General features: G+C 61.9%; 20 protein-coding genes. 12 read left to right on the top strand and 8 right to left on the bottom strand.

Going from position 1 to position 20,469, the window contains the following annotated elements:
- Window position 1: 1 nt before the first annotated feature.
- On the bottom strand, window positions 2–1,156 hold the full coding sequence (gene emhA / locus AC1RME_RS19375; protein ID WP_085712979.1) for an efflux RND transporter periplasmic adaptor subunit EmhA: 1,155 nt from the start codon (window positions 1,154–1,156) through the stop codon (window positions 2–4).
- 267 nt (window positions 1,157–1,423) lie between these two features.
- On the opposite strand from emhA, the gene emhR reads away from it, so the two are divergent.
- A complete protein-coding gene (gene emhR / locus AC1RME_RS19380; RefSeq protein ID WP_096819476.1) occupies window positions 1,424–2,056 on the top strand; it encodes an efflux system transcriptional repressor EmhR in 633 nt (210 codons plus the stop codon).
- A gap of 314 nt (window positions 2,057–2,370) precedes the next feature.
- Here the strand turns inward: emhR and AC1RME_RS19385 are convergent, their stop codons facing one another.
- From AC1RME_RS19385 to AC1RME_RS19400, 4 genes are all read right to left on the bottom strand, one after another.
- Window positions 2,371–2,826, bottom strand: a complete 456-nt coding sequence (locus AC1RME_RS19385; protein WP_096819475.1) for a hypothetical protein — start codon at window positions 2,824–2,826, stop codon at window positions 2,371–2,373.
- Between the two features lie 225 nt (window positions 2,827–3,051).
- On the bottom strand, window positions 3,052–4,101 hold the full coding sequence (locus AC1RME_RS19390) for an alkene reductase (RefSeq protein ID WP_096819474.1): 1,050 nt from the start codon (window positions 4,099–4,101) through the stop codon (window positions 3,052–3,054).
- Between the two features lie 32 nt (window positions 4,102–4,133).
- Window positions 4,134–5,297: an MFS transporter gene (locus AC1RME_RS19395; protein WP_096819473.1), complete on the bottom strand. Its 1,164-nt coding sequence runs from the start codon at window positions 5,295–5,297 to the stop codon at window positions 4,134–4,136.
- A gap of 33 nt (window positions 5,298–5,330) precedes the next feature.
- Window positions 5,331–5,633 (bottom strand): ArsR/SmtB family transcription factor, encoded by a 303-nt coding sequence (locus AC1RME_RS19400; RefSeq protein ID WP_007957866.1) that lies wholly within the window; start codon window positions 5,631–5,633, stop codon window positions 5,331–5,333.
- A gap of 171 nt (window positions 5,634–5,804) precedes the next feature.
- Between AC1RME_RS19400 and AC1RME_RS19405 the strand changes: the two genes are divergently transcribed.
- Entirely contained in the window at window positions 5,805–6,377 is a 573-nt protein-coding gene (locus AC1RME_RS19405; protein WP_096819472.1) for an acyl carrier protein phosphodiesterase, read from the top strand.
- A 14-nt stretch (window positions 6,378–6,391) separates the two neighbouring features.
- On the opposite strand, the gene AC1RME_RS19410 is transcribed toward AC1RME_RS19405, so the two are convergent.
- Window positions 6,392–7,186: a lysophospholipid acyltransferase family protein gene (locus AC1RME_RS19410; protein WP_096819471.1), complete on the bottom strand. Its 795-nt coding sequence runs from the start codon at window positions 7,184–7,186 to the stop codon at window positions 6,392–6,394.
- Window positions 7,186–7,941 (bottom strand): L-ornithine N(alpha)-acyltransferase, encoded by a 756-nt coding sequence (gene olsB / locus AC1RME_RS19415; protein ID WP_096819470.1) that lies wholly within the window; start codon window positions 7,939–7,941, stop codon window positions 7,186–7,188. The genes AC1RME_RS19410 and olsB overlap by 1 nt, the downstream gene beginning before the upstream one ends.
- Window positions 7,942–8,094: 153 nt before the next feature.
- Here olsB and AC1RME_RS19420 point away from each other — a divergent pair, with 153 nt between their 5' ends.
- From AC1RME_RS19420 to AC1RME_RS19460, 9 genes are all read left to right on the top strand, one after another.
- A complete protein-coding gene (locus AC1RME_RS19420) occupies window positions 8,095–9,000 on the top strand; it encodes an acyl-CoA dehydrogenase middle domain-containing protein (protein WP_096819469.1) in 906 nt (301 codons plus the stop codon).
- Between the two features lie 31 nt (window positions 9,001–9,031).
- Window positions 9,032–10,111: a serine hydrolase domain-containing protein gene (locus AC1RME_RS19425; RefSeq protein WP_096819468.1), complete on the top strand. Its 1,080-nt coding sequence runs from the start codon at window positions 9,032–9,034 to the stop codon at window positions 10,109–10,111.
- Window positions 10,108–10,410 (top strand): amidase, encoded by a 303-nt coding sequence (locus AC1RME_RS19430; RefSeq protein ID WP_096819467.1) that lies wholly within the window; start codon window positions 10,108–10,110, stop codon window positions 10,408–10,410. The genes AC1RME_RS19425 and AC1RME_RS19430 overlap by 4 nt, the downstream gene beginning before the upstream one ends.
- A gap of 144 nt (window positions 10,411–10,554) precedes the next feature.
- Window positions 10,555–11,730 (top strand): M20 aminoacylase family protein, encoded by a 1,176-nt coding sequence (locus AC1RME_RS19435; protein WP_493071806.1) that lies wholly within the window; start codon window positions 10,555–10,557, stop codon window positions 11,728–11,730.
- Between the two features lie 79 nt (window positions 11,731–11,809).
- A complete protein-coding gene (locus AC1RME_RS19440; RefSeq protein ID WP_096819465.1) occupies window positions 11,810–13,120 on the top strand; it encodes a citrate-proton symporter in 1,311 nt (436 codons plus the stop codon).
- Window positions 13,117–14,574 (top strand): amidase, encoded by a 1,458-nt coding sequence (locus tag AC1RME_RS19445; RefSeq protein ID WP_493091635.1) that lies wholly within the window; start codon window positions 13,117–13,119, stop codon window positions 14,572–14,574. Before AC1RME_RS19440 ends, AC1RME_RS19445 begins: the two co-directional genes overlap by 4 nt.
- 59 nt (window positions 14,575–14,633) lie before the next feature.
- A complete protein-coding gene (locus AC1RME_RS19450) occupies window positions 14,634–15,404 on the top strand; it encodes an IclR family transcriptional regulator (protein ID WP_096819463.1) in 771 nt (256 codons plus the stop codon).
- Window positions 15,405–15,485: 81 nt separating this feature from the next.
- A complete protein-coding gene (locus tag AC1RME_RS19455) occupies window positions 15,486–16,076 on the top strand; it encodes a YceI family protein (protein ID WP_096819462.1) in 591 nt (196 codons plus the stop codon).
- A gap of 1 nt (window position 16,077) precedes the next feature.
- Complete coding sequence (locus AC1RME_RS19460; RefSeq protein WP_096819461.1) at window positions 16,078–17,235, top strand: phospholipase D-like domain-containing protein; 1,158 nt, start codon at window positions 16,078–16,080, stop codon at window positions 17,233–17,235.
- A 68-nt stretch (window positions 17,236–17,303) separates the two neighbouring features.
- Here AC1RME_RS19460 and bglX read toward each other — a convergent pair whose 3' ends face one another.
- On the bottom strand, window positions 17,304–19,595 hold the full coding sequence (gene bglX / locus AC1RME_RS19465; RefSeq protein ID WP_096819460.1) for a beta-glucosidase BglX: 2,292 nt from the start codon (window positions 19,593–19,595) through the stop codon (window positions 17,304–17,306).
- A gap of 260 nt (window positions 19,596–19,855) precedes the next feature.
- Here bglX and AC1RME_RS19470 point away from each other — a divergent pair, with 260 nt between their 5' ends.
- Window positions 19,856–20,464: a LemA family protein gene (locus tag AC1RME_RS19470; protein ID WP_096819459.1), complete on the top strand. Its 609-nt coding sequence runs from the start codon at window positions 19,856–19,858 to the stop codon at window positions 20,462–20,464.
- Window positions 20,465–20,469: the final 5 nt, after the last annotated feature.

The following is a 20,469-nucleotide window of genomic DNA, read 5'->3' on the forward strand; positions in this document are numbered from 1 at the left end:
GTTACTCCCCTTTGCCGCCGTAGGCTTTGTCAGCTGCCTTGGCGGGTGCCGGGTTCTTGGCTACGTTGGTCGCTTCGGTCGGATTGACCTGAACACCAGGGCGGACGAATTGCAGCCCTTCGGTGATCAGGCGATCGCCGGCTTTCAGGCCGTCTTCGATCAGCCACTGGCTGCCGACGGTACGGCTGGCCTTGAGCTGACGCAGTTCGACCTTGTTGTCCGCACCGACGACCAGCGCGGTCGGCGTGCCCTTGAGGTCACGGGTCACGCCTTGTTGCGGCGCCAGGATGGCGGCGGCGTTGACACCGGCCTGCAGCTGGGCGCGAACGAACATGCCTGGCAACAGGGTGTGATCCGGGTTCGGGAACACGGCGCGCAGGGTCACGGAGCCGGTGGTCGGGTCGACCGATACTTCGGAGAATTCCAGCTTACCGTCGAGCTTGTACTGGCTGCCGTCTTCCAGGGTCAGCTTGACCGCTGCGGCATTGTCGCCGGCCTTCTGCAGGCGGCCGCTTTCCAGCTCGCGGCGCAGTTCCAGCAATTCGACCGAAGACTGAGTGACGTCGACGTAGATCGGGTCCAGTTGCTGGATGGTCGCCATCGCATCGGCCTGGCCACTGCTGACCAGTGCGCCTTCGGTGACCGAAGAACGACCGATACGCCCGGAGATCGGCGCGTAGACCTTGGTGTAACGCACGTTGATCTGCGCGCTCTGCAGCGAAGCTTCCGATTGCAGGCGGTTGGACACGGCCGTGTCGTATTCCTGACGGCTCACGGCCTGTTCGTCGACCAGTTGCTTGTAGCGGTCGGAGATCGACTTGGTCGAACGCAGGTTGGCTTCGGCGCTTTTCAGGGTCGCTTCATAGACCGACGGATCGATCTGATACAGCTGCTGGCCGGCTTTGACATCGCCGCCTTCCTTGAACAGACGCTTGAGAATGATGCCGTTGACCTGCGGACGGACTTCAGCAATGCGGAACGCACTGGTGCGCCCCGGCAGTTCCGACGTGAGGGTAAAGGCCTGTGGTTGCAGGGTGACGACGCCGACCTGAGGAGGTGGTGCGGCGGGAGCCGCCTCTTCCTTTTTACATCCGCTGAGCAGCGATGCCAGGGCGACGGCAGTGACCAGAGCGGTAACAGCTGGCTTGAATTGCATGAAGATCCTCGGGTCAGGCGCGCGAAAAGCGCACAAGAAGTGTGGAAGGGTAAAAATAGGGTACCGGGTGGATAAGTAGCTTGCTAAGGAATATACTTACGTTCATGGTTGTTTGTAAATACCTTTGCCGCGTACCCACCTGGTTACAAAAGTCGTCGCAAGGTCTGAAATTGTAGGCCGGGGGAGTCGATCCGCGAGAGATCCACCCCTTTTTATTCAGCGGATATTCAGCCATCCCTGAAACATCCTGTTTGAGGTTTTACTGCCATGGTCCGTCGTACCAAAGAGGAAGCTCAAGAGACACGAAGCCAGATACTCGAAGCGGCCGAGAAAGCTTTTTATGAGCGGGGCGTTGCGCGCACGACGCTGGCGGACATCGCGACGATGGCCGGCGTGACGCGCGGCGCCATCTACTGGCACTTCAGCAACAAGGCCGACCTGTTGCAGGCGATGCTCGATACGCTGCATGAACCGCTGGACGAGCTGGCCAAGGCCAGCGAAAGCGAGGACGAGCCAGACCCGTTGGGCTGCATGCGCAAATTGCTGATTCATTTGTTTCATCAAGTTGCGCTGGACCCGAAAACCCGGCGTATCAACGAAATTCTGTTTCATAAGTGCGAGTTCACCGATGAAATGTGCGACCTGCGCCAACAGCGTCGGACGGCCAGCCTCGATTGCAATGTGCGGATCGCGCTGACATTGAGTAATGCAGTCAATCGTGGGCAGTTGCCGCAAGACCTCGACACCGCCCGCGCGGCCATCAGCATTCACGCCTTTATCGATGGCATCCTGTATCAATGGCTGCTGGCCCCGGACAGTTTCGAGCTGTATGCCGAAGCCGAGCGCTGGGTCGATACCGGGCTGGACATGCTGCGCCTGAGCCCCAGCCTGCGCAAATGAAACAAAATTCGTCATTAACACGGTCGCGCCGATCAACCTGCATTTATACAGGTTTGCGGCGCGAAGTTTATACGTAGCGGGCTATGTATTTTGTAGGGAAATTGTGTTGGTTCTGTGAAGGGACGCCAGCAGCAATAACTTGTCCATGGCGTCAAATATCAACACAGACCTTTGAATCTATCGATGCCGACAGTCAAGTGGATGTATAAGTAGCCGAAATATACCCTGCGAAAATCAGCCCTGCTTCTTTCAGAGTCGAGCTGATTTCGGATTGGCTATTTATCAGAGAGTAAGGCGGTTTTTCAGCGTTGAGTTTATTTTTTTAAGTCTCCCATGGAGATGTTTACATTGTAGCTATAAGGTTGGTTTTTGGGCTGTTCAATATTCCCAGTGGAGCAGATGGCCGGTGTCTTGCCTGTTGTTCGAGCTTCACCTTGAATGATCGGAGAGATAACCCCATTCAATTTTGTAAGGGTGATACTGCTGGAGAAGTAACAGGACTTGTCCCCCGATGTGAGTAGGAAGGCGTGGCCGAAGCCTGCACTGTCTCCTTCTCGTAAGCTGCTGATTTTCAAGTCTTTAGAGAAATTAAGGATGTCGAATTCGTACGGTTCGATTTTACTCCCGTCGCCCGGTTTTATTTCGATCGCACTGCTGCTGACATTATTGACGGTGAAGGCGATAACGGTTTCCTGAGGTTGAGCAGCAAAAGCACTCCCAGATAAAACGCCGATCAGGGAGAAAAGGGCGAGCAGTTTTGGAGAGTTCATGATTTATCTTCCTTGAATGTTTGGTTTGTTCGTTGGATCCAAGATGTCAGGAGTAGCTATAGTGATCCGTACATCTTTTTTTATTGTGGCGGGTTGAAAGTTAGTTGCTGATGATTTTCAAGGGAAGTTGAAAAGGGTTTCGCTGTATTGCAATGAAAACGCTTCAATAAATAAAAAGCCCCCGACTCGTGAGAGTCAGGGGCTTTTGTGTTTCTGCAGTGTGGCTTACAGCGTCGGGTAGTCGAGGTAGCCGACCGCGCCTTTGCCGTAGAAGGTTTCCGGGTGCGGTTGGTTCAGCGGCGCATCGGCCTTCAAACGTGCCGGCAGGTCCGGGTTGGCGATGAACGGCACACCGAATGCCACAGCGTCAGCCTTGCCCTCGGCCAGCCACGCGTTGGCGCTGTCCTTGGTGAAGCGTTCGTTGGCGATGTAAGCGCCGCCGAAGGCTTCTTTCAGTTGCGGGCCGAGGCTGTCGGCGCCTTCTTTCTCGCGGGAGCAGATGAAGGCGATGCCACGCTTGCCCAGTTCGCGGGCGACGTAGGTGAAGGTTTCGGCCAGATTGTCGTCGCCCATGTCGTGGGAGTCGGCGCGCGGTGCCAGGTGCACGCCGACACGGCCGGCGCCCCAGACTTCGATGGCCGCGTCGGTCACTTCCAGCAGCAGGCGGGCACGGTTTTCCAGGGAGCCGCCGTAGTTGTCAGTGCGCTGGTTGGTGCTGCTTTGCAGAAACTGGTCGAGCAGGTAACCGTTGGCGCCGTGGATTTCCACGCCGTCGAAACCGGCTGCCTTGGCGTTTTCTGCGCCGACGCGGTAGGCGTCGACGATGTCGGCAATCTCAGCGGTTTCCAGCGCGCGAGGCGTCGGGAAGTCGGCCAGTGGACGCACCAGGCTGACGTGGCCTTTAGGCTGGATGGCGCTCGGTGCAACCGGCGCTTCGCCGTTCAAGTACGACGGGTGGGAAATTCGCCCGACGTGCCACAGTTGCAGGACGATCTTGCCGCCTGCCGCGTGAACGGCCTTGGTCACGTTGGTCCAGCCGCGCACCTGATCGTTGGACCAGATGCCCGGGGTGTCCGGGTAGCCGACGCCCATCGGGGTCACCGAAGTGGCTTCGCTGAGGATCAGGCCGGCCGAGGCGCGTTGTACGTAGTACTCGGCCATCAGCGCGTTCGGTACGCGGCCTTCGTCGGCGCGGCAGCGGGTCAGCGGCGCCATGATGATGCGGTTGGACAGTTCGATGTCGCCCAGTTTGATCGGATCGAAAATTGTTGCCATGAGATACAACCCTCGTGAGGTAAGTGAGTGAATCAGTTAGCGGTGGCCAGCTCGGGATTGCCGTTCCGGCGGAAGGTGATCAGGGTGACCAGCAGTGCCAGGATCGCGAGCGCCGCAGCAGCAAGAGGTACGCTGGTCAGGCCGTAGCCGTGGGCGATGACGCTGCCGCCGACCCAGGCGCCGAGGGCGTTGCCGACGTTGAAGGCGCCGATGTTCAGGGTCGAGACCAGGTTCGGTGCGGCCTGGCCGTAGGTCACGACGTTCACTTGCAGGGCTGGCACGGCGGCGAAACACGCGGTGGCCCAGAGGAACAGGGTGATTTCGGTCGGGATCAGCGCGATGCTGGTCCAGGTCAGTACGGTGGAGGTCACGGCCATGGCGATGAACACGCCGATCAGTGTCGCGGCCAGGCCTTTGTCGGCCATCTTGCCGCCGATGATGTTGCCGACGGTCAGGCCCAGGCCGATCAACATCAAGGTCCAGGTCACGCCACGGGGCGAGACGCCGGTGACATCGCCCAGCAGCGGTGCGACATAAGTGAACAGGGTGAACACCGAGGCGGCGAACAATGCGGTCATGCTCAAGGACAGCCAGATCCCGGCGCCTTTGAGCGCAGCCAGTTCGGCGCGCATGTCGAGTTTTTCTTCGTCACGCTTGGCCGGCAGGAAGCGGATCAGGCCGATCAGCGCGATCACACCGATCACGGTCACTGCCCAGAAGGTCGAGCGCCAGCCGGCTTCCTGACCGAGTGCGGTGCCCAGCGGTACGCCGAGTACGTTGGCCAGGGTCAGACCGGTGAACATCAGGGCTACGGCCGAAGCGCGTTTGTTCGGCGCCACCAGGTTGGCCGCGACCACCGAACCGATGCCGAAGAACGCACCGTGGCAGAGGGCGGTGACGACTCGGGCGAACATCAGCACCTCGTAGTCAGTGGCGATGGCGCAGAGCAGGTTGCCGATAATGAAGATGCCCATCAACGCGACCAGTGCAGCCTTGCGCGGCAGTCTTGCGGTGGCCATCGCCATGAACGGTGCACCAATCGCCACGCCCAGGGCGTAACCGGTCACCAGCCAGCCGGCGCCGGGAATCGACACCCCGAGGTCGGCCGCCACATCGGGCAGCAGGCCCATGATGACGAACTCGGTGGTGCCGATGGCGAAGGCGCTCAAGGCGAGTATGAGGAGCGAGAGGGGCATCGTTGGGTCCTTTTGGCTGGCTGACGTTAAGGGTCAGAGCTCTTTGCTGAGGGTGCTGAGGAACGCCTGGATCACGTCCTCGTTGCGTTTGAAAAAGTGCCACTGGCCGGCCTTCTGGCTGCTGATCAGCCCGGCGCGTTGCAGGGTGGCCAGGTGGGCGGAGACGGTCGATTGCGACAGGCCGCAGCGTTGATCGATCTGCCCGGCGCAGATGCCGTACTCGTGGTTGTGGATCTGTTCCGGAAACTGGGCTTTCGGGTCTTTCAGCCAGTTGAGGATGTCTCGCCGTACTGGGTGTGCCAGGGCTTTTATTATTTCGTCGAGGTCAATGTTCATGGCTGGTTGCTCGTGATGTGTGTAGCGCTATATCGCGATGAGGCGAACTTTAAATCGGTATTTCGCGATATACCAATATGAATTCGATCTGACGACCGCATAAATCGGTATATCGGGTTATAACGATATGTGAAGTGTAAACAAACGCGGGCGCGGTGCTAAGCTGCGCCCATGAACTATCTCGCACATTTGCACCTCGGTGGCCAGCGTCCCGGTCAATGGCTCGGCAGTCTGTATGGCGATTTCGTCAAAGGACGGCTGCAAGGGCAGTTCGATCCGGAGATCGAAGCGGCGATTGCCCTGCATCGTCAGATCGATGTCTTTACCGATCGCCACCCGTTGGTGGACGCTTCATTGGCGCGTTTTTCCACGACCCGTCGCCGTTACGCCGGCATCGTCCTCGACGTGTTCTTCGACCATTGCCTGGCCCGGGACTGGGCGCTCTACGCCGACCGACCGCTGGCGCAATTCACCACTGACGTATACCGAGTGCTGTCCAGCGAGCGGCAATTGCCCGAGCGCCTGGCGAAGATCGCCCCGCATATGGTGGCCAATGATTGGTTGGGTTCGTATCAGGAATTTGAAGTGCTGGAGCAGGTGCTGCGCGGGATTTCCCGGCGCCTGAGCAAACCTGAAGAACTGGCGGGGGCGATGCAGGAATTGCGGCGTTTGTACGAACCGCTCAGTGACGACTTTCGCTTGTTCTACCCACAGCTGCAGGACTTTGCAGGCCGGCAGCTGTAGGCAGATGTTGACGATCAGGCAGCGATCAGCTCGCCTGCACGACGCGGTTCGGCCGGTTTGGCCACCTCGCCGAACAACGCTTTCTGCACCGCTTGCTGGGCTTCGTACGCCAGCGCCGCGCGTTCCCGACCCTGGCAGGCAATCGGCTTGAGCAGATGAACTTCCACATCGCCGCAGTCGTTGCTGAACAGACGCATCAGGTGTGACAGCAGATCGTCGTCGCCAATGAACGGTGCCAGCGAATCGATCTCGCCATTGCGCAGATAACGGATCGCCACCGGTTGCAGCTTCACTTCCGAATCAATCGCCGCCGACAGCAGACGACCATGGAAGGTACGCAGCGAACGACCGTCGGTGGTGGTGCCTTCCGGGAACATCAGCAGCGGATGTTCGGTTTGCAGGTGACGGGTCATCTGCTTGCGGATCAACTGGCTGTCGCCCGAACCGCGACGGATGAACAGGCTGCCGGCCTTCGCCGCCAGCCAACCGGCCACCGGCCAGGTGCGCACTTCGGCCTTGGACAGAAACGACAGCGGCGTGAGCATCCCGAGCAGCGGAATGTCAGTCCACGACACATGGTTGCTGACCCACAGCATCGGCTGCTTCGGCAGCTCGCCATGGACGGTCACGCGAAAGGGCAGGGCATTGCTCAGGCGCGCCATGAAAAACCGCGACCAGCGCTGCCGGCGTTGCATCGAATGGGCCAGACCCAATCGCTCGAAAACCCCGAAGACACTGGCCATGCTCAAACCCAGCGTCACCACCAGCAGCACCCGCGCGATCCGCGCGTACACCCGCAGCCGGCTCATCACACGGCCGCCTTGAAGTGCTTGGCGTAGCGCGGGCAGAGTTCGTCGCGCTTGAGCAGGATGAACACGTCGGCGACCTGGAAGTCTTCGTCCCAGCACGGCTCGCCGCAGATCTTCGCGCCCAGGCGCATGTAGGCCTTGAGCAGCGGTGGCATTTCGGCAATCACGTTCGACGGAATATCCAGGGTTGGCAGCGGGTTCTTCGGCTCGGCACGCAGGTGTTCGGTGCACAGGTAACGTTCGCGCAGGCGCTGCATGATCGCGTGGGCCTGTACGCCGCCGTCCTGCATCGGGATGCTCGCGCAACCCATCAGATAGCTGTAGCCGCCCTGATTGAGGACTTCGGCCAGTTCGCCCCAGAGCACGGCGATGGTGCCGCCGTTGCGGTAGGCCGGGTCGACGCAGGTGCGGCCGATTTCCAGGATCGGGCCTTGCAGACCGGCGAGGCCGTGCAGGCTGAATTCTTCTTCGCTGTAGAACTTGCCCAGGCTGCTGGCGGCGGTGTGATCGAGCAAACGGGTGGTCGCCACCAGGCGGCCGGTGTTCAGGTCACGCACGCCGATGTGGCTGCAGTGAACATCATAGTCATCCATGTCCAGACCCAGTTCCGCGCCTTTCAGCTTGGCGTTGAACTCGCCGCTGAACACGTTGAAACGCAAGGCCTGGGCTTGCTGCAAGGCCTCGGCGCCGATCAGGCGTTCGGCTTGCAGACGGCGTTCATTGCCGGTGTCGCTGATGCGGGCGATCTGAGTCATTTGAATCTCCGTACGGGCCTTTAACCCGTCGTGGGTTACAGCCGATCGACTTTCTTTATGCAGCCGTGTTGTGCAAAGTCAGGCTATGTAGCCCCGGTGTCATCGCCATGAATGTTTGGTGATGCTTATATGACAGCCCACGAGGAGCCTCTGATGACCTGGTCGACCCTGCTTGAATGTCGCGAACGCCTGCCCGCCGTTGCCGATCTGGCGGAGGGTTTCGCCACGCTGCTGCATCAACTGGGCAGCGTCACGCCGTTCGAACTGGCGGTGGTGGGAGGGCGGCGGATGGCGACGCCGGGGCTGGCGTTTCTGGTGGGCTATCAGGCGGCGTTGCGGATGCTCTGGCCGAGCGCGCCGCCGAGCCTGGGGGCTTTGTGTGCGACCGAACAGCGCAGCCTGCGACCGGCGGACATGCAGACCCGGCTCACGGATCTGCGCCTTAGCGGGCAAAAGGATTTCGTCACCGCCGGCGATGCAGCGGACTGGCTGTTGATCGCCGCCCGCAGTGAGCAACCCGGCGAATCGCCGCGCCTGAGCCTGGCGGTGGTGTACCCCGGCGAATCCGGCGTGCGCGTGGAAAAACTCCCGGCGCTGCCGTTGATGCCGGACATCAGCCATGGCCGCCTGTATCTCGACGACGCTCTGTGCGAACTGCTCGCCGGTGACGGTTGGGATGCCTACGTCAAACCGTTCCGCAGCCTTGAAGATGTCTATGTGCTCAGCGCAATGACCGCGTGGCTGTACGGCGTCGGTCAGGACAGCGGCTGGCCGCAGCCGCTGCAATTGCGCTTGCTGGCGCTGTTGGCCGGTTGCGCGGAGGTCAGTCGGCAGCCACCGAACAATCCGGCGGGGCATGTGTTGCTCGGTGGCTTGTTTGCGCAGTTCGACGGGCTTAAAGCGGAAGTCGATCAGGCGCTGCTCGACGGCAATCCGGAATGGGCAGCGATGTGGCAGCGCGATCAGTCGGTCATGCAACTGGCCGCAGGTGTGCGGGCCAAGCGTCTGGCCAAGGCGTTGGCGGCAAGTCAAAACACATCTGTCATGAACGCCGGCTAGTCTTGTCAGGTTCATCCCCAGAGCCCTCACCATGTTCAAAGGCCTGTCCCTGTTTCTGCTGCTGATCAGCTTCACGGTTCAGGCCGAACAATGGCCGGGCGAGCAGTGGCCGAGCGGCCCGAAACTCACCGGCCCGGCCGTCGATGCAATGGAGGCCTACGCCTTCCCGACCCGCGATGACAACACCCGCCAAGGCATCCGCACCGACGCCTTGCTGGTGATCCGCGACGGCCAGCTCATCTATGAACGCTACGCCGCTGCGACCACCGCCGACACGCCGCACCTGACCTGGTCGATCAGCAAAAGCCTGATGGCCACGGTGTTCGGCGTGGCGTACGGCGAAGGCTTGTTCAAGCTCGATGATCCCGTCGCGAAGTTTTACCCGGTGCTGGAAAAACACCCGGCCATCACGATCCAGGATCTGCTGCACTGGGCCTCGGGCATCGACTGGCAGGAAGACTACGAATACGCCCCGCTGAAATCCTCGGTGGTGGCCATGCTCTACACCCGTGGTCATCGCGACATGGCCGCCTTCACCGCCGACCACGACAGCTACGCACCAGCGGGTCAGGCGTTCCGCTATTCCAGCGGCGACAGCAATCTGTTGGTCGCGGCGCTGAAAACCATCGTCGGCCCGCAGCGGTATCCCGACTATCCATGGACGGCACTTTTCGATCCTTTGGGCATCCGCCATGCCACCTGGGAAACCGATGCCACGGGCACCTTCGTCGCGTCTTCATACGCTTACCTGACGGCCCGGGATCTGGCGCGAATCGGCCTGCTGATGGAACGGGACGGACGCTGGAACGACCGGCAGTTGTTGCCCAAGGATTGGGTCGCCTTCAATCGCCAACCCTTCGCCGGCTACAAGGCTAATCAGGACGAAGCCGTGCCCGGCGGCCACTGGTGGCTCAATCGACCGGCAGACGGTGCCCCCTCGCCGTGGCCCGACGCCCCCCCCGACACCTTCGCCGCCCTCGGCCACTGGGGCCAGGCGCTGTACGTGATCCCGAGCGAAAAACTGGTGATCGTGCGCTACGGCGATGACCGCGACGGCAGCTATCGCCACAACGAATTGCTCAAGCGTGTGCTCGGGGCGGTGCGGCCATGAAGTTGTTCAGACGAATCCTGCTGGTGCTGCTTGTCGTGCTGCTGGGCTGGGGCTGGCACGAGCGCGAGAATCTGTGGGCCTTCCCGGACATTATCAGCGCCTACACCGCCAAGGAATATTGCTCGTGCCGCTACGTCATGAACAACGACGCCGAGTATTGCCGTGGCTACGTGAAGCAATGGTTGCCCAGCGAACTGACCGATGACCGCACGCAAAAACTGGTTACCGCCAGCGGCATGGGGCGTAGCAACAGCGCCCGGTGGCAAGGCGAACGCCAAGGCTGTCGCCTGCAACCCTGATCCGGTTCCACCCTGTGGAACCACATTCGATTGTCCTCTCGCGTGTCTCGCGGTTATCTGGCGGTGAGCACGACCTGCCGTTCATGTGTCGTGAAACAACACCGAACAACAAGACCGGGAAACACCCGCGCGAGGAGAACCGTCATGCCCCGACATCAGCACATTCTGGCCTGGCTCAACGACGTGGCTGGCGACCTGCACGCCACCCGCCAGGACATTCACGCCCACCCAGAACTCGGTTTCGAGGAAAGCCGCACCTCGGCGCTGGTCGCCCGCTCGCTCCAAGAGTGGGGCTATGAAGTCCACACTGGCGTCGGCAAGACTGGCGTGGTCGGCGTGCTGCGCAACGGCAGCAGCACACGCAAACTCGGGCTGCGGGCCGACATGGATGCGCTGCCGATCATCGAGAATACCGGTGTCGCCTACAGCAGTCGTCATCAGGGCTGCATGCACGCCTGCGGGCATGACGGGCACACCGCGATGCTGCTCGGTGCGGCGCGTTATCTGGCGGCGACCCGTCAGTTCGACGGCACCCTGACGCTGATTTTCCAGCCCGCCGAAGAGGGGCAGGGCGGGGCCGAAGCGATGCTCGCCGATGGCCTGCTCGAACGCTTCCCATGCGATGCGCTGTTCGGCATGCACAACATGCCGGGCCTGCCGGCAGGGCACCTGGGCTTTCGCGAAGGGCCGATGATGGCTTCGCAGGATCTGCTCACGGTGACCATCGAAGGCGTCGGCGGCCACGGATCGATGCCGCATCTGGCGGTGGATCCGCTGGTGGCGGCGGCCAGTGTGGTGATGGCTTTGCAAACCGTGGTCGCGCGCAACATCGATGCACAGCAGGCGGCGGTGGTGACCGTTGGCGCGTTGCAGGCCGGCGAAGCGGCAAACGTGATTCCGCAACAGGCGATCCTGCGCCTGAGTCTGCGTGCGCTGAACGCCGAAGTCCGCGTTCAGACACTGGACCGCGTGCGCTCGATCATCGAAGCCCAGGCCGAAAGCTTCGGCTGCACCTCGACCCTCGAACACCGTCCTGCCTACCCGGTGCTGGTCAACCACGCCGCCGAAACCGAGTTCGCCCGTCAGGTCGGCGTCGAACTGGTCGGCGCCGATGCCGTGGATGGCAACACACCAAAATTGATGGGCAGCGAGGACTTCGCCTGGATGCTCCAGCGCTGCCCCGGCGCCTACCTGTTCATCGGCAACGGCGTGGCGCGGCCGATGGTGCATAACCCGGCCTACGACTTTAACGACGACATCCTGCTGACCGGCGCGGCGTATTGGGGCGCGCTCACCGAGAGCTGGCTCAAGCCGGCCTGATTTCTTCATTTTTTGCTGCCGCTGGAACGCAGGTGTGCACGTGCCTGCGTGGTCTACCCACAGCTTCTGGAGAATCCCCATGCAGATTTCGAACGCAGGCGTTTCGCGCACCCGGCAAGTGGTCGCCGCCGTCATCGGCAACGCCCTGGAATGGTACGACTTCATCGTTTACGGCTTTCTGGCGAGCATCATCGCCCGGCAGTTTTTCCCGTCCGACGACGACTACGCCTCGCTGCTGATGGCGCTGGCGACTTTCGGCGTCGGCTTTTTCATGCGCCCGGTGGGCGGCATCCTGCTGGGCATCTATTCCGACCGCAAAGGGCGCAAGGCTGCGATGCAGATGATCATCCGCCTGATGACCGTGTCCATCGCCCTGATCGCGTTCGCGCCGAATTACGCCGCCATCGGCATGGGTGCGCCGTTGCTGATTGTGGTGGCGCGGATGCTTCAGGGCTTTGCCACGGGCGGTGAATACGCCAGCGCCACGGCGTTTCTGGTGGAGAGCGCGCCGGCCCATCGCAAGGGTTTGTATGGCTCGTGGCAACTGGTCGGGCAATGCCTGGCGGTGTTCAGTGGTGCGGCGATGGTGGCGCTGGTCACGCACCTGTTTTCCCCCGAAGCGCTGGACAGTTGGGGCTGGCGGATTCCATTCGTGCTCGGTCTGTTGATCGGCCCGGTGGGCTTGTGGATTCGCAAACACATGGAAGAACCGGAAGAGTTTCTCGAAGCGCGCAAAAAAGCCAAAGGCGCCGCGCCCGGCCTTTGGCAGGTGCTGCGCGAACATCGCCGCAGCCTGCTGGTATCGATGGGCCTGGCCTGCGGTGCGACGGTGTCGTTCTACGTGGTGCTGGTGAACATGCCGACTTTCGCCCACAAAAACCTCGGCCTGCCGCTGGATCAGGTGCTGCTGGTGCAGATGCTTGCGGTGGGGCTGATGACCGTGGTGATTCCGCTGTCCGGTGCCCTGTCCGATCGCCTCGGTCGGCGGCCGGTGCTGATGGCGTTCACCCTGGCGTTTTTCGTCATGGTCTATCCGCTCTATGTGTGGGTCGCGGCGGCGCCTTCGATCGAACGCTTGCTGGTGATGCAACTGTTGCTGTGCACGGCGATTGGCGGGTTCTTCGGCCCGGCCCCGACAGCGCTGGCCGAGCAGTTCCCGATTGAAGTGCGCTCCACTGGCGTGTCGGTGGCCTACAACGTGGCGGTGATGGTGTTCGGTGGTTTCGCGCCGCTGATCGTCACCTGGCTAAGCAAAGTTCTGAACACCCCGGTGGCGCCGTCGTTCTATGTGTTGTTCGCTTGCCTGCTGACCCTGCTCGGTACTTACTGTTTGCAAGAGGCCCCGCGTGCAAAGAAACCCGTTGCGCTCAACCTGGGAGTGAAACCGTGAGTCCGTTAGCCATTGATCCGATTGTCGCCCTTGATGCCGATGCGCTGTCCCGGGCGATCCATGCCCGCAAGGTGTCGTGCCGCGAAGTGATGCAGGCCTACCTGACGCACATCGAACGCTTCAATCCGGCGGTCAACGCGCTGGTCTCGCTGCGTCCGCAGGACGTGCTGTTGCGCGAAGCCGATGAATGTGACCGGCAACTGGATCACGGCGAGTCCCGGGGCTGGATGCACGGCATGCCCCAGGCGATCAAGGACCTGGCGGCCACCGCCGGGTTGCGCACCACCCTGGGGTCGCCGTTGTTTGCCGAGCAAGTGCCGCAGCACGACGCGATCAGCGTGGCGCGGGTGCGCGATTGCGGGGCGATCATCATCGGCAAGAGCAACGTCCCGGAGTTCGGCCTCGGTTCGCAGACCTACAACAGCGTGTTCGGCACCACCACCAACGCCTACGATCCGGGCCTGATTGCCGGCGGCAGCAGCGGCGGGGCGGCGGTGGCACTGGCCCTGCGCCTGCTGCCGGTGGCCGATGGCAGCGACATGATGGGCTCGCTGCGCAACCCGGCAGCGTTCAACAACGTGTTCGGTTTCCGCCCGTCCCAGGGCCGCGTGCCCCATGGGCCGGCGCCGGAAGTGTTCGTCCAGCAACTGGCCACCGAAGGGCCGATGGGGCGCACGGTCACCGACGTCGCGCGATTGCTCTCGACCCAGGCCGGTTACGATCCGCGCGTACCGCTGTCGCTGGCCGATGAGCCTCGGGATTTCGGGCTGGATCTGCAACAGGACTGCAGCGGCCTGCGCCTCGGCTGGCTCGGCGATTACAACGGCTATCTGCCGATGGACGATGGCGTGTTGAGCCTGTGCGAATCGGCGCTGGCGGATTTCAGTGCATTGGGTTGCCACGTCGAAGCCTGTCAGCCGGAATTTTCCATGGAGCGCTTGTGGCAGACCTGGCTCACGCACCGGCATTTCCTGGTGCAGGGCAGCCTCGGCGCGGCCTATGCCGACCCGCAAAAACGGGCGCTGCTCAAACCCGAAGCACAGTGGGAAATCGAGGGTGGTTTGCGTCTGACCGCTGCCGAGGTCTATCAGGCATCGGTCGCGCGCAGCGATTGGTATCGCGCGGTGAGCGAGCTATTCGAGCGTTACGATTTCCTGCTGCTGCCCACCGCCCAGGTGTTCCCTTTTGATGCACAGCAACCGTGGCCGCGAGTCGTCGGCGGGCAGACCATGGACACCTATCATCGCTGGATGGAAGTGGTGATCGGCCCGACACTGGCGGGGTTGCCGAGCATCAGCGTGCCGGTGGGTTTCAACCCGGCCGGGTTGCCGATGGGCCTGCAAATCATCGGCCCGGCCCAGGCGGATCGGGCGGTGCTGCAACTGGCCTATGCTCATGAGCAACTGACGCGCTGGGTCGAGCGGCGACCGCCGGCATGCCTGCAATCGGCCTGAGCGGCCCGCATCTTGCTGCACGAAGTGATCTTTCACCCGCATCCACGGAGGTCGAACACATGGGCAGCAAGGCAGACACCGGCAGCGTGCGCTCGGTCGAACGGGCGCTGGCCATCGTCGAGTTGCTCGGCGAGCATCAGGCGTTGGGACTCGAAGAGTTGCACTACCTGACCACCCTGCCCAAAGCCACGGTGTCGCGGATGCTCGCCACCTTGCAGGAGCAGGGCTGGATCTATCGCGGCCTCAGCGACCGTCGCTACCGGTTGTGCGCCAAGCGGCTGTTCGGTGATCGTCAGCAACGCTTCAAGCGCCATCTGGTGGAAAGCGCCGCGCCGATGCTGCTCGAACTCAGCGAGCGCACCGGGCTGGTGGCGGATCTGTCGTGCTTCGACGGCGAGCGGGTTGAAGTGATGGAAAGCGCGATCCCGCAAGTGCTGCGCAAACGCTATCCGAACAACTGTCAGATCGTCGGTCATCACGCGAGCCTGTTTCATTCGGCGATGGGCCGGGCCTGTCTGGGAGAGCTCGACAGCCAGGACGTGCGGCGCCTGGCCGAGCGCGAACAGTTGGCGGATGACGGTGTGTTCCAGGCCACCGAGCAAGCCCTGCATCAGGGTTTCGGTCAGCGCACCGAAGGTTATTGGGAATACCCGGTGCGCCTGCCGTTCCTGATTCGCGCAGTGGCGTTGCCGATTCGTGCGCAGGGGCAACTGGTCGGCAGCATGGCGCTGCATTGGCCGATGGATCAGGCGCCGGTGGAGCGGGTGCTGAGCCTGCACCTCAACAGCCTCGCGGCGACTATTGGCCAGGTGCAGCAGGCGTTGGTCTGAGCCTTTGCACAGACTGACAGTTTGCAATAGCGCCACGGCCAGTTAAGGTTCGTGCAGGTTTATCGGCCCCACGAGTCTTCAATGTTCAACCGTTCTCTGTGCAACGCCTTCGCCGGCCTGCTGCTGGGCGCCGCTGCGCTGCCGGCCCAGGCCAACTGGTATCTGGACGGCGAGTCGTCGCGGCTGTCGTTCGTCAGCACGAAAAACGCCAACGTGTCCGAAGTGCAGCGCTTTCTGGTGCTGCACGGCAAGGTCGATCCCGATGGCCGCGCCGAAGTCGAGGTCGAGCTGGACTCGATCAACAGCGGCATCCCGTTGCGCGACGAACGCATGCGCAAGGAACTGTTCCAGATCGAGCAATTTCCCGAGGCGACCATCACCACGCAAATCGACCTGCGCCCGATCAACGATCTGGCCCCCGGCGCGCAACTTGAGTTGCGCCTGCCACTGACCGTCAACCTGCACGGCAAACAGCACGAATACCCCGCTGAACTGCTCGCCACGCGCCTTGATGACCGACGCTTTCAAGTGGTGACGCTGGAGCCGCTGGTGATCAGCGCCGAGGATTTCGATCTGCTGCCAGGGCTGGAAAGCTTGCGCAAAATGTCCGGCCTGTCGGCCATCAGTCTGTCGGTGCCGGTGGGTGCGGTGCTGATCTTCACGGCGCGCTGACATGCGCGGCGCAGTGTTCCCGTGGCGTGACGGCAACCGCTTCGAACTGTTGATCGACGGCCCGCAATTCTTCCCGCGCATGCTTGAGGAAATCGCCCGCGCACGGGAGCAGATCGAACTGGAGCTGTATCTGGTAGAGGCCGGCGCCTGTGCCGAAACCGTGGTTCAGGCGCTGGTGCTGGCAGCCGAGCGGGGCGTGCGGGTGCGTTGCCTGTTCGATGATTACGGCAGCCTCGCCTTCACCCTGACCTTGCGTCAGCGCCTGACGCTCGCCGGTGTCGAGCTGCGTTTCTACAATCGCCTGAACTGGCGGCGCTGGGTCGGCAATTTCTATCGCGATCACCGCAAGCTGTTGCTGGTCGATCAGCGTCTGGCGGTGGTCGGCGGCACCGGAGTGACCGACGAATTCTGGACCCCGGGCCACGACACCAGCGAATGGCACGAAGTGATGGTGCAGATCACGGGCCCCTTGGTGCTCGACTGGCAATTGCTGTTCGACCGCCAATGGATCGCCAACCGCCATCGCCGGGCCTGGAAGCCTCACGCGAATTTCGGCCTGCCGCGATTGCCGCGCGTACCCGACACCGGCGAGGGCATGGGCCGTGTGGCCTACGCCGACGCCCGCCAGCATCGCGACATTCTGCAATCGCTGTTCCGCGCACTGAACAGCGGCCAGAAGCGCATCTGGCTGGCCACGCCGTACTTCCTGCCGACCTGGAAAATCCGCCGCTCCCTGCGCAAGGCCGCCGCCCGTGGCCTCGACGTGCGCCTGCTGCTGACCGGGCCGCGTACCGATCACCCGTCGGTGCGTTACGCCGGGCATCGCTACTACCCGCGTCTGCTCAAGGCCGGGGTGAAGATCTTCGAATATCAGCCGTGTTTCCTGCACCTTAAAATGGTGCTGGTGGACGATTGGGTGAGCATCGGCTCATGCAACTTCGACCACTGGAATTTGCGCTTCAACCTTGAGGCGAATCTGGAGGCGCTGGATCCGTCACTGACGGCAGCGGTGGTGGCGAGTTTCGAGAAGGACTTCGGCCTGAGTCAGCAGGTGAGTCTGGAGGAATGGCAGCGCCGGCCGTTGTGGCGGCGGGTGAAGCAGCGGATCTGGGGATGGGTGGATCGGGTGGTGGTCAATCTGCTCGATCGCCGGGGCTGATTCAACACCGCAAAAACAATGAGGGAGCTGGCAGCCAGCTCCCTCAGTTTTATGTGTAGCTTTAACAGTTACAGCAATTCAAAGCTCTGCTGCGTCACGTCCTGGGAATCCAGGCCGATCTGCACGTTGAACTTGCCAGGCTCTGCCGCGTACTTGAGCTGGGCGTTGTAGAACTTCAGGTCATCTTCGGTGATGGTGAAGTGCACGACTTTCTGCTCGCCGGCCTTGAGCATGATCTTCTGGAAGTTCTTCAGCTCCTTGACCGGACGGATCATCGAACCGGTGACGTCCTGGATGTACAGTTGCACCACGGTTTCGCCGTCACGCTTGCCGGTGTTTTTCACCGTGACACTGGCGTCGAGCTTACCGGTGGTGTTCAGGGTGGTCGACGACAGCGCCATGTCGCTCAGGCTGAAATCGGTGTAGCTCAGGCCGTAACCGAACGGGAACAGGGGCCCGGTGGTGTCATCGAAATACTGCGAGGTGTAGTTGCCCGGTTTGCCCGGCGTGAACGGCCGGCCAATGCTCAGGTGGTTGTAGTAGGTCGGGATCTGACCCACGGAGCGCGGGAAGGTCACCGGCAGTTTGCCCGACGGGTTGTAGTCGCCGAACAGCACGTCGGCGATGGCGTTGCCGCCCTCGGTGCCGCTGAACCAGGTTTCCAGAATCGCGTCAGCCTGTTCCTTTTCCTGAAGGATCGTCAGCGGACGGCCGTTCATCAGCACCAGCACCAACGGCTTGCCGGTGGCTTTCAGGGCGCGGATCAGCTCACGCTGGTTTTCCGGGATGTTCAGGTCGGTACGGCTCGACGATTCGTGGGACATGCCACGGGACTCGCCCACGGCTGCGACCACCACGTCAGCGTCCTTGGCGGCTTTGACCGCTTCGTCGATCAGCACGTTGGCCGGGCGCGGGTCATCGACCACTTCCGGCGCATCGAAGTTGAGGAAGTTCAGGTAGTCGAGGACCTTCTTGTCGCTGGTGATGTTGGCACCACGGGCGTAGATCAGGTTCGACTTGTCGCCGATCACGCTGCTCATGCCGTCGAACAGGGTGACCGATTGCGCCGGACGGCCAGCAGCGGCCCAGCTACCCATCATGTCGATCGGGGCCTTGGCCAGCGGACCGACCAGCGCGACTTTCGCGGATTTCTTCAGCGGCAGGGTTTCGTTCTGGTTTTTCAGCAGCACCAGGCTGCGACGGGCGACGTCACGGGCGTCGGCGCGGTGCAGGCGGCTGTCGGCGTAGGTGTCGGCCGGATCATCCTCGGCTTTGCCAATGCGCAGGTACGGGTCCTTGAACAGGCCCATGTCGTACTTGGCCCCGAGCACTTCGCGCACGGCGTTGTCGATGTCTTTCTGTTCGATCTCGCCGGACTTGAGCAGCCCCGGCAGTTCTTTGCCGTACAGGGTGTCGTTCATGCTCATGTCGATGCCGGCCTTGATCGCCAGCTTCGCCGCTGCACGACCGTCGGCTGCCACGCCGTGCTTGATCAGCTCGAAGATCGCGCCGTGGTCGCTGACCGCCAGGCCCTTGAAGCCCCATTCCTTGCGCAACAGGTCGTTCATCAGCCAGGTGTTGGCGGTGGCCGGGATACCGTTGATCGAGTTCAGCGCGACCATCACGCCACCGGCGCCGGCATCAATCGCGGCGCGGTACGGTGGCAGATAGTCCTGGTACATCTTCACCGGGCTCATGTCGACGGTGTTGTAGTCGCGACCACCCTCGACCGCGCCGTACAGGGCGAAGTGCTTGACGCTGGCCATGATGCTGTCGGCCGCGCTCGGCGTGTCGCCCTGATAGGCCTTGACCATGACTTTGGCGATGCGCGAGGTCAGGTAGGTGTCTTCACCGAAACCTTCGGAGCTGCGGCCCCAGCGCGGGTCGCGGGAAATATCGACCATCGGCGCGAAGGTGATGTCGAGGCTGTCGGCTGCGGCCTCTTTGGCGGCCACGCGCCCGGACTGGCCGATGGCGTCCATGTCCCAGCTCGATGCGAGGGCCAATGGAATCGGGAAAATCGTACGGTGACCGTGGATCACGTCGTACGCGAAAAACATCGGGATCTTCAGGCGGCTGCGCATGGCAGCGTCCTGCATCGGACGGTTTTCCGGGCGGGTGATCGAGTTGAACGTGCCACCGATGTTGCCGGCGGCGATCTCTTTGCGGATCAGTTCGCGAGGCATCTCCGGGCCGATGCTGATCAGGCGCAACTGGCCGATCTTCTCGTCGAGGGTCATTTGTTTCATCAGGTTACTGATGAACGCATCCTTGTTTTCCAGGGGTACCGGGGTCGTGGCGGCCAGTACTTGATGACTGGCCAGGCTGACGAACAGGCCCAGCAAACACAGCTTCTTCATGAATAGTTTTCTCAAGGGCCTAAACGGCGTTGCAATGCCGGCCAGCCAAAATTTAGGGAGCGACTATTGTTGTTCGGGTGCTGATTCAGAAAACGACAGCCGAATGTACATCGTCAGTTTCGACGACGTGATCGCGCAGGGCCTCTTTTTAGCCCATCGGCCCGCCGCAATCCAGTGGCGCGGGCGATTATGCCCCAACCGCCGGCTGAGAATGTTTCGCGAGTCATTATTCATGAAATGTGCAAGGGAGCACCCGTCCGATGAATGTCAGTCCTGTCTACCGCTCGCGTTTGCAGGTCGCCACCTTGCTGGTGCTGGCCACGCTGTTGACCGCCTGCGGCATCAACAACATTCCCACCCTCGACGAACAGGCCAAGGCGGCCTGGGGCCAGGTGCAGAACCAGTATCAACGCCGCGCCGACCTGATCCCCAACCTGGTGGAAACCGTGAAGGGTTATGCCAAGCACGAGGAGGAAACCCTGACGGCGGTGGTCGAAGCCCGGGCCAAGGCGACGTCGATCCAGGTCGATGCCAGCACTCTCGACAACCCGGAAAAGCTCAAGCAGTTCCAGCAGGCCCAGGATCAACTGACCGGTGCCTTGAGCCGATTGATGGTGGTGTCCGAACGTTATCCGGACCTGAAGGCCAACCAGAACTTCCTCGCCCTGCAATCGCAACTTGAGGGCACGGAAAACCGCATCGCCGTGGCCCGCCGGGATTTCATTCTGGCGGTGCAGAAATACAACACCGAGATCCGCACCTTTCCCGGTCGCCTGTGGCACAGCGTGATGTACAGCGATCTGCCGATCCGCGAGACCTTCGAAGCCACCAGCCCCGGCGCGGACAAGGCCCCGGAAGTGAAGTTCTGAGCCGG

Source organism: Pseudomonas sp. GW822-FHT03F08, from assembly GCF_058801265.1.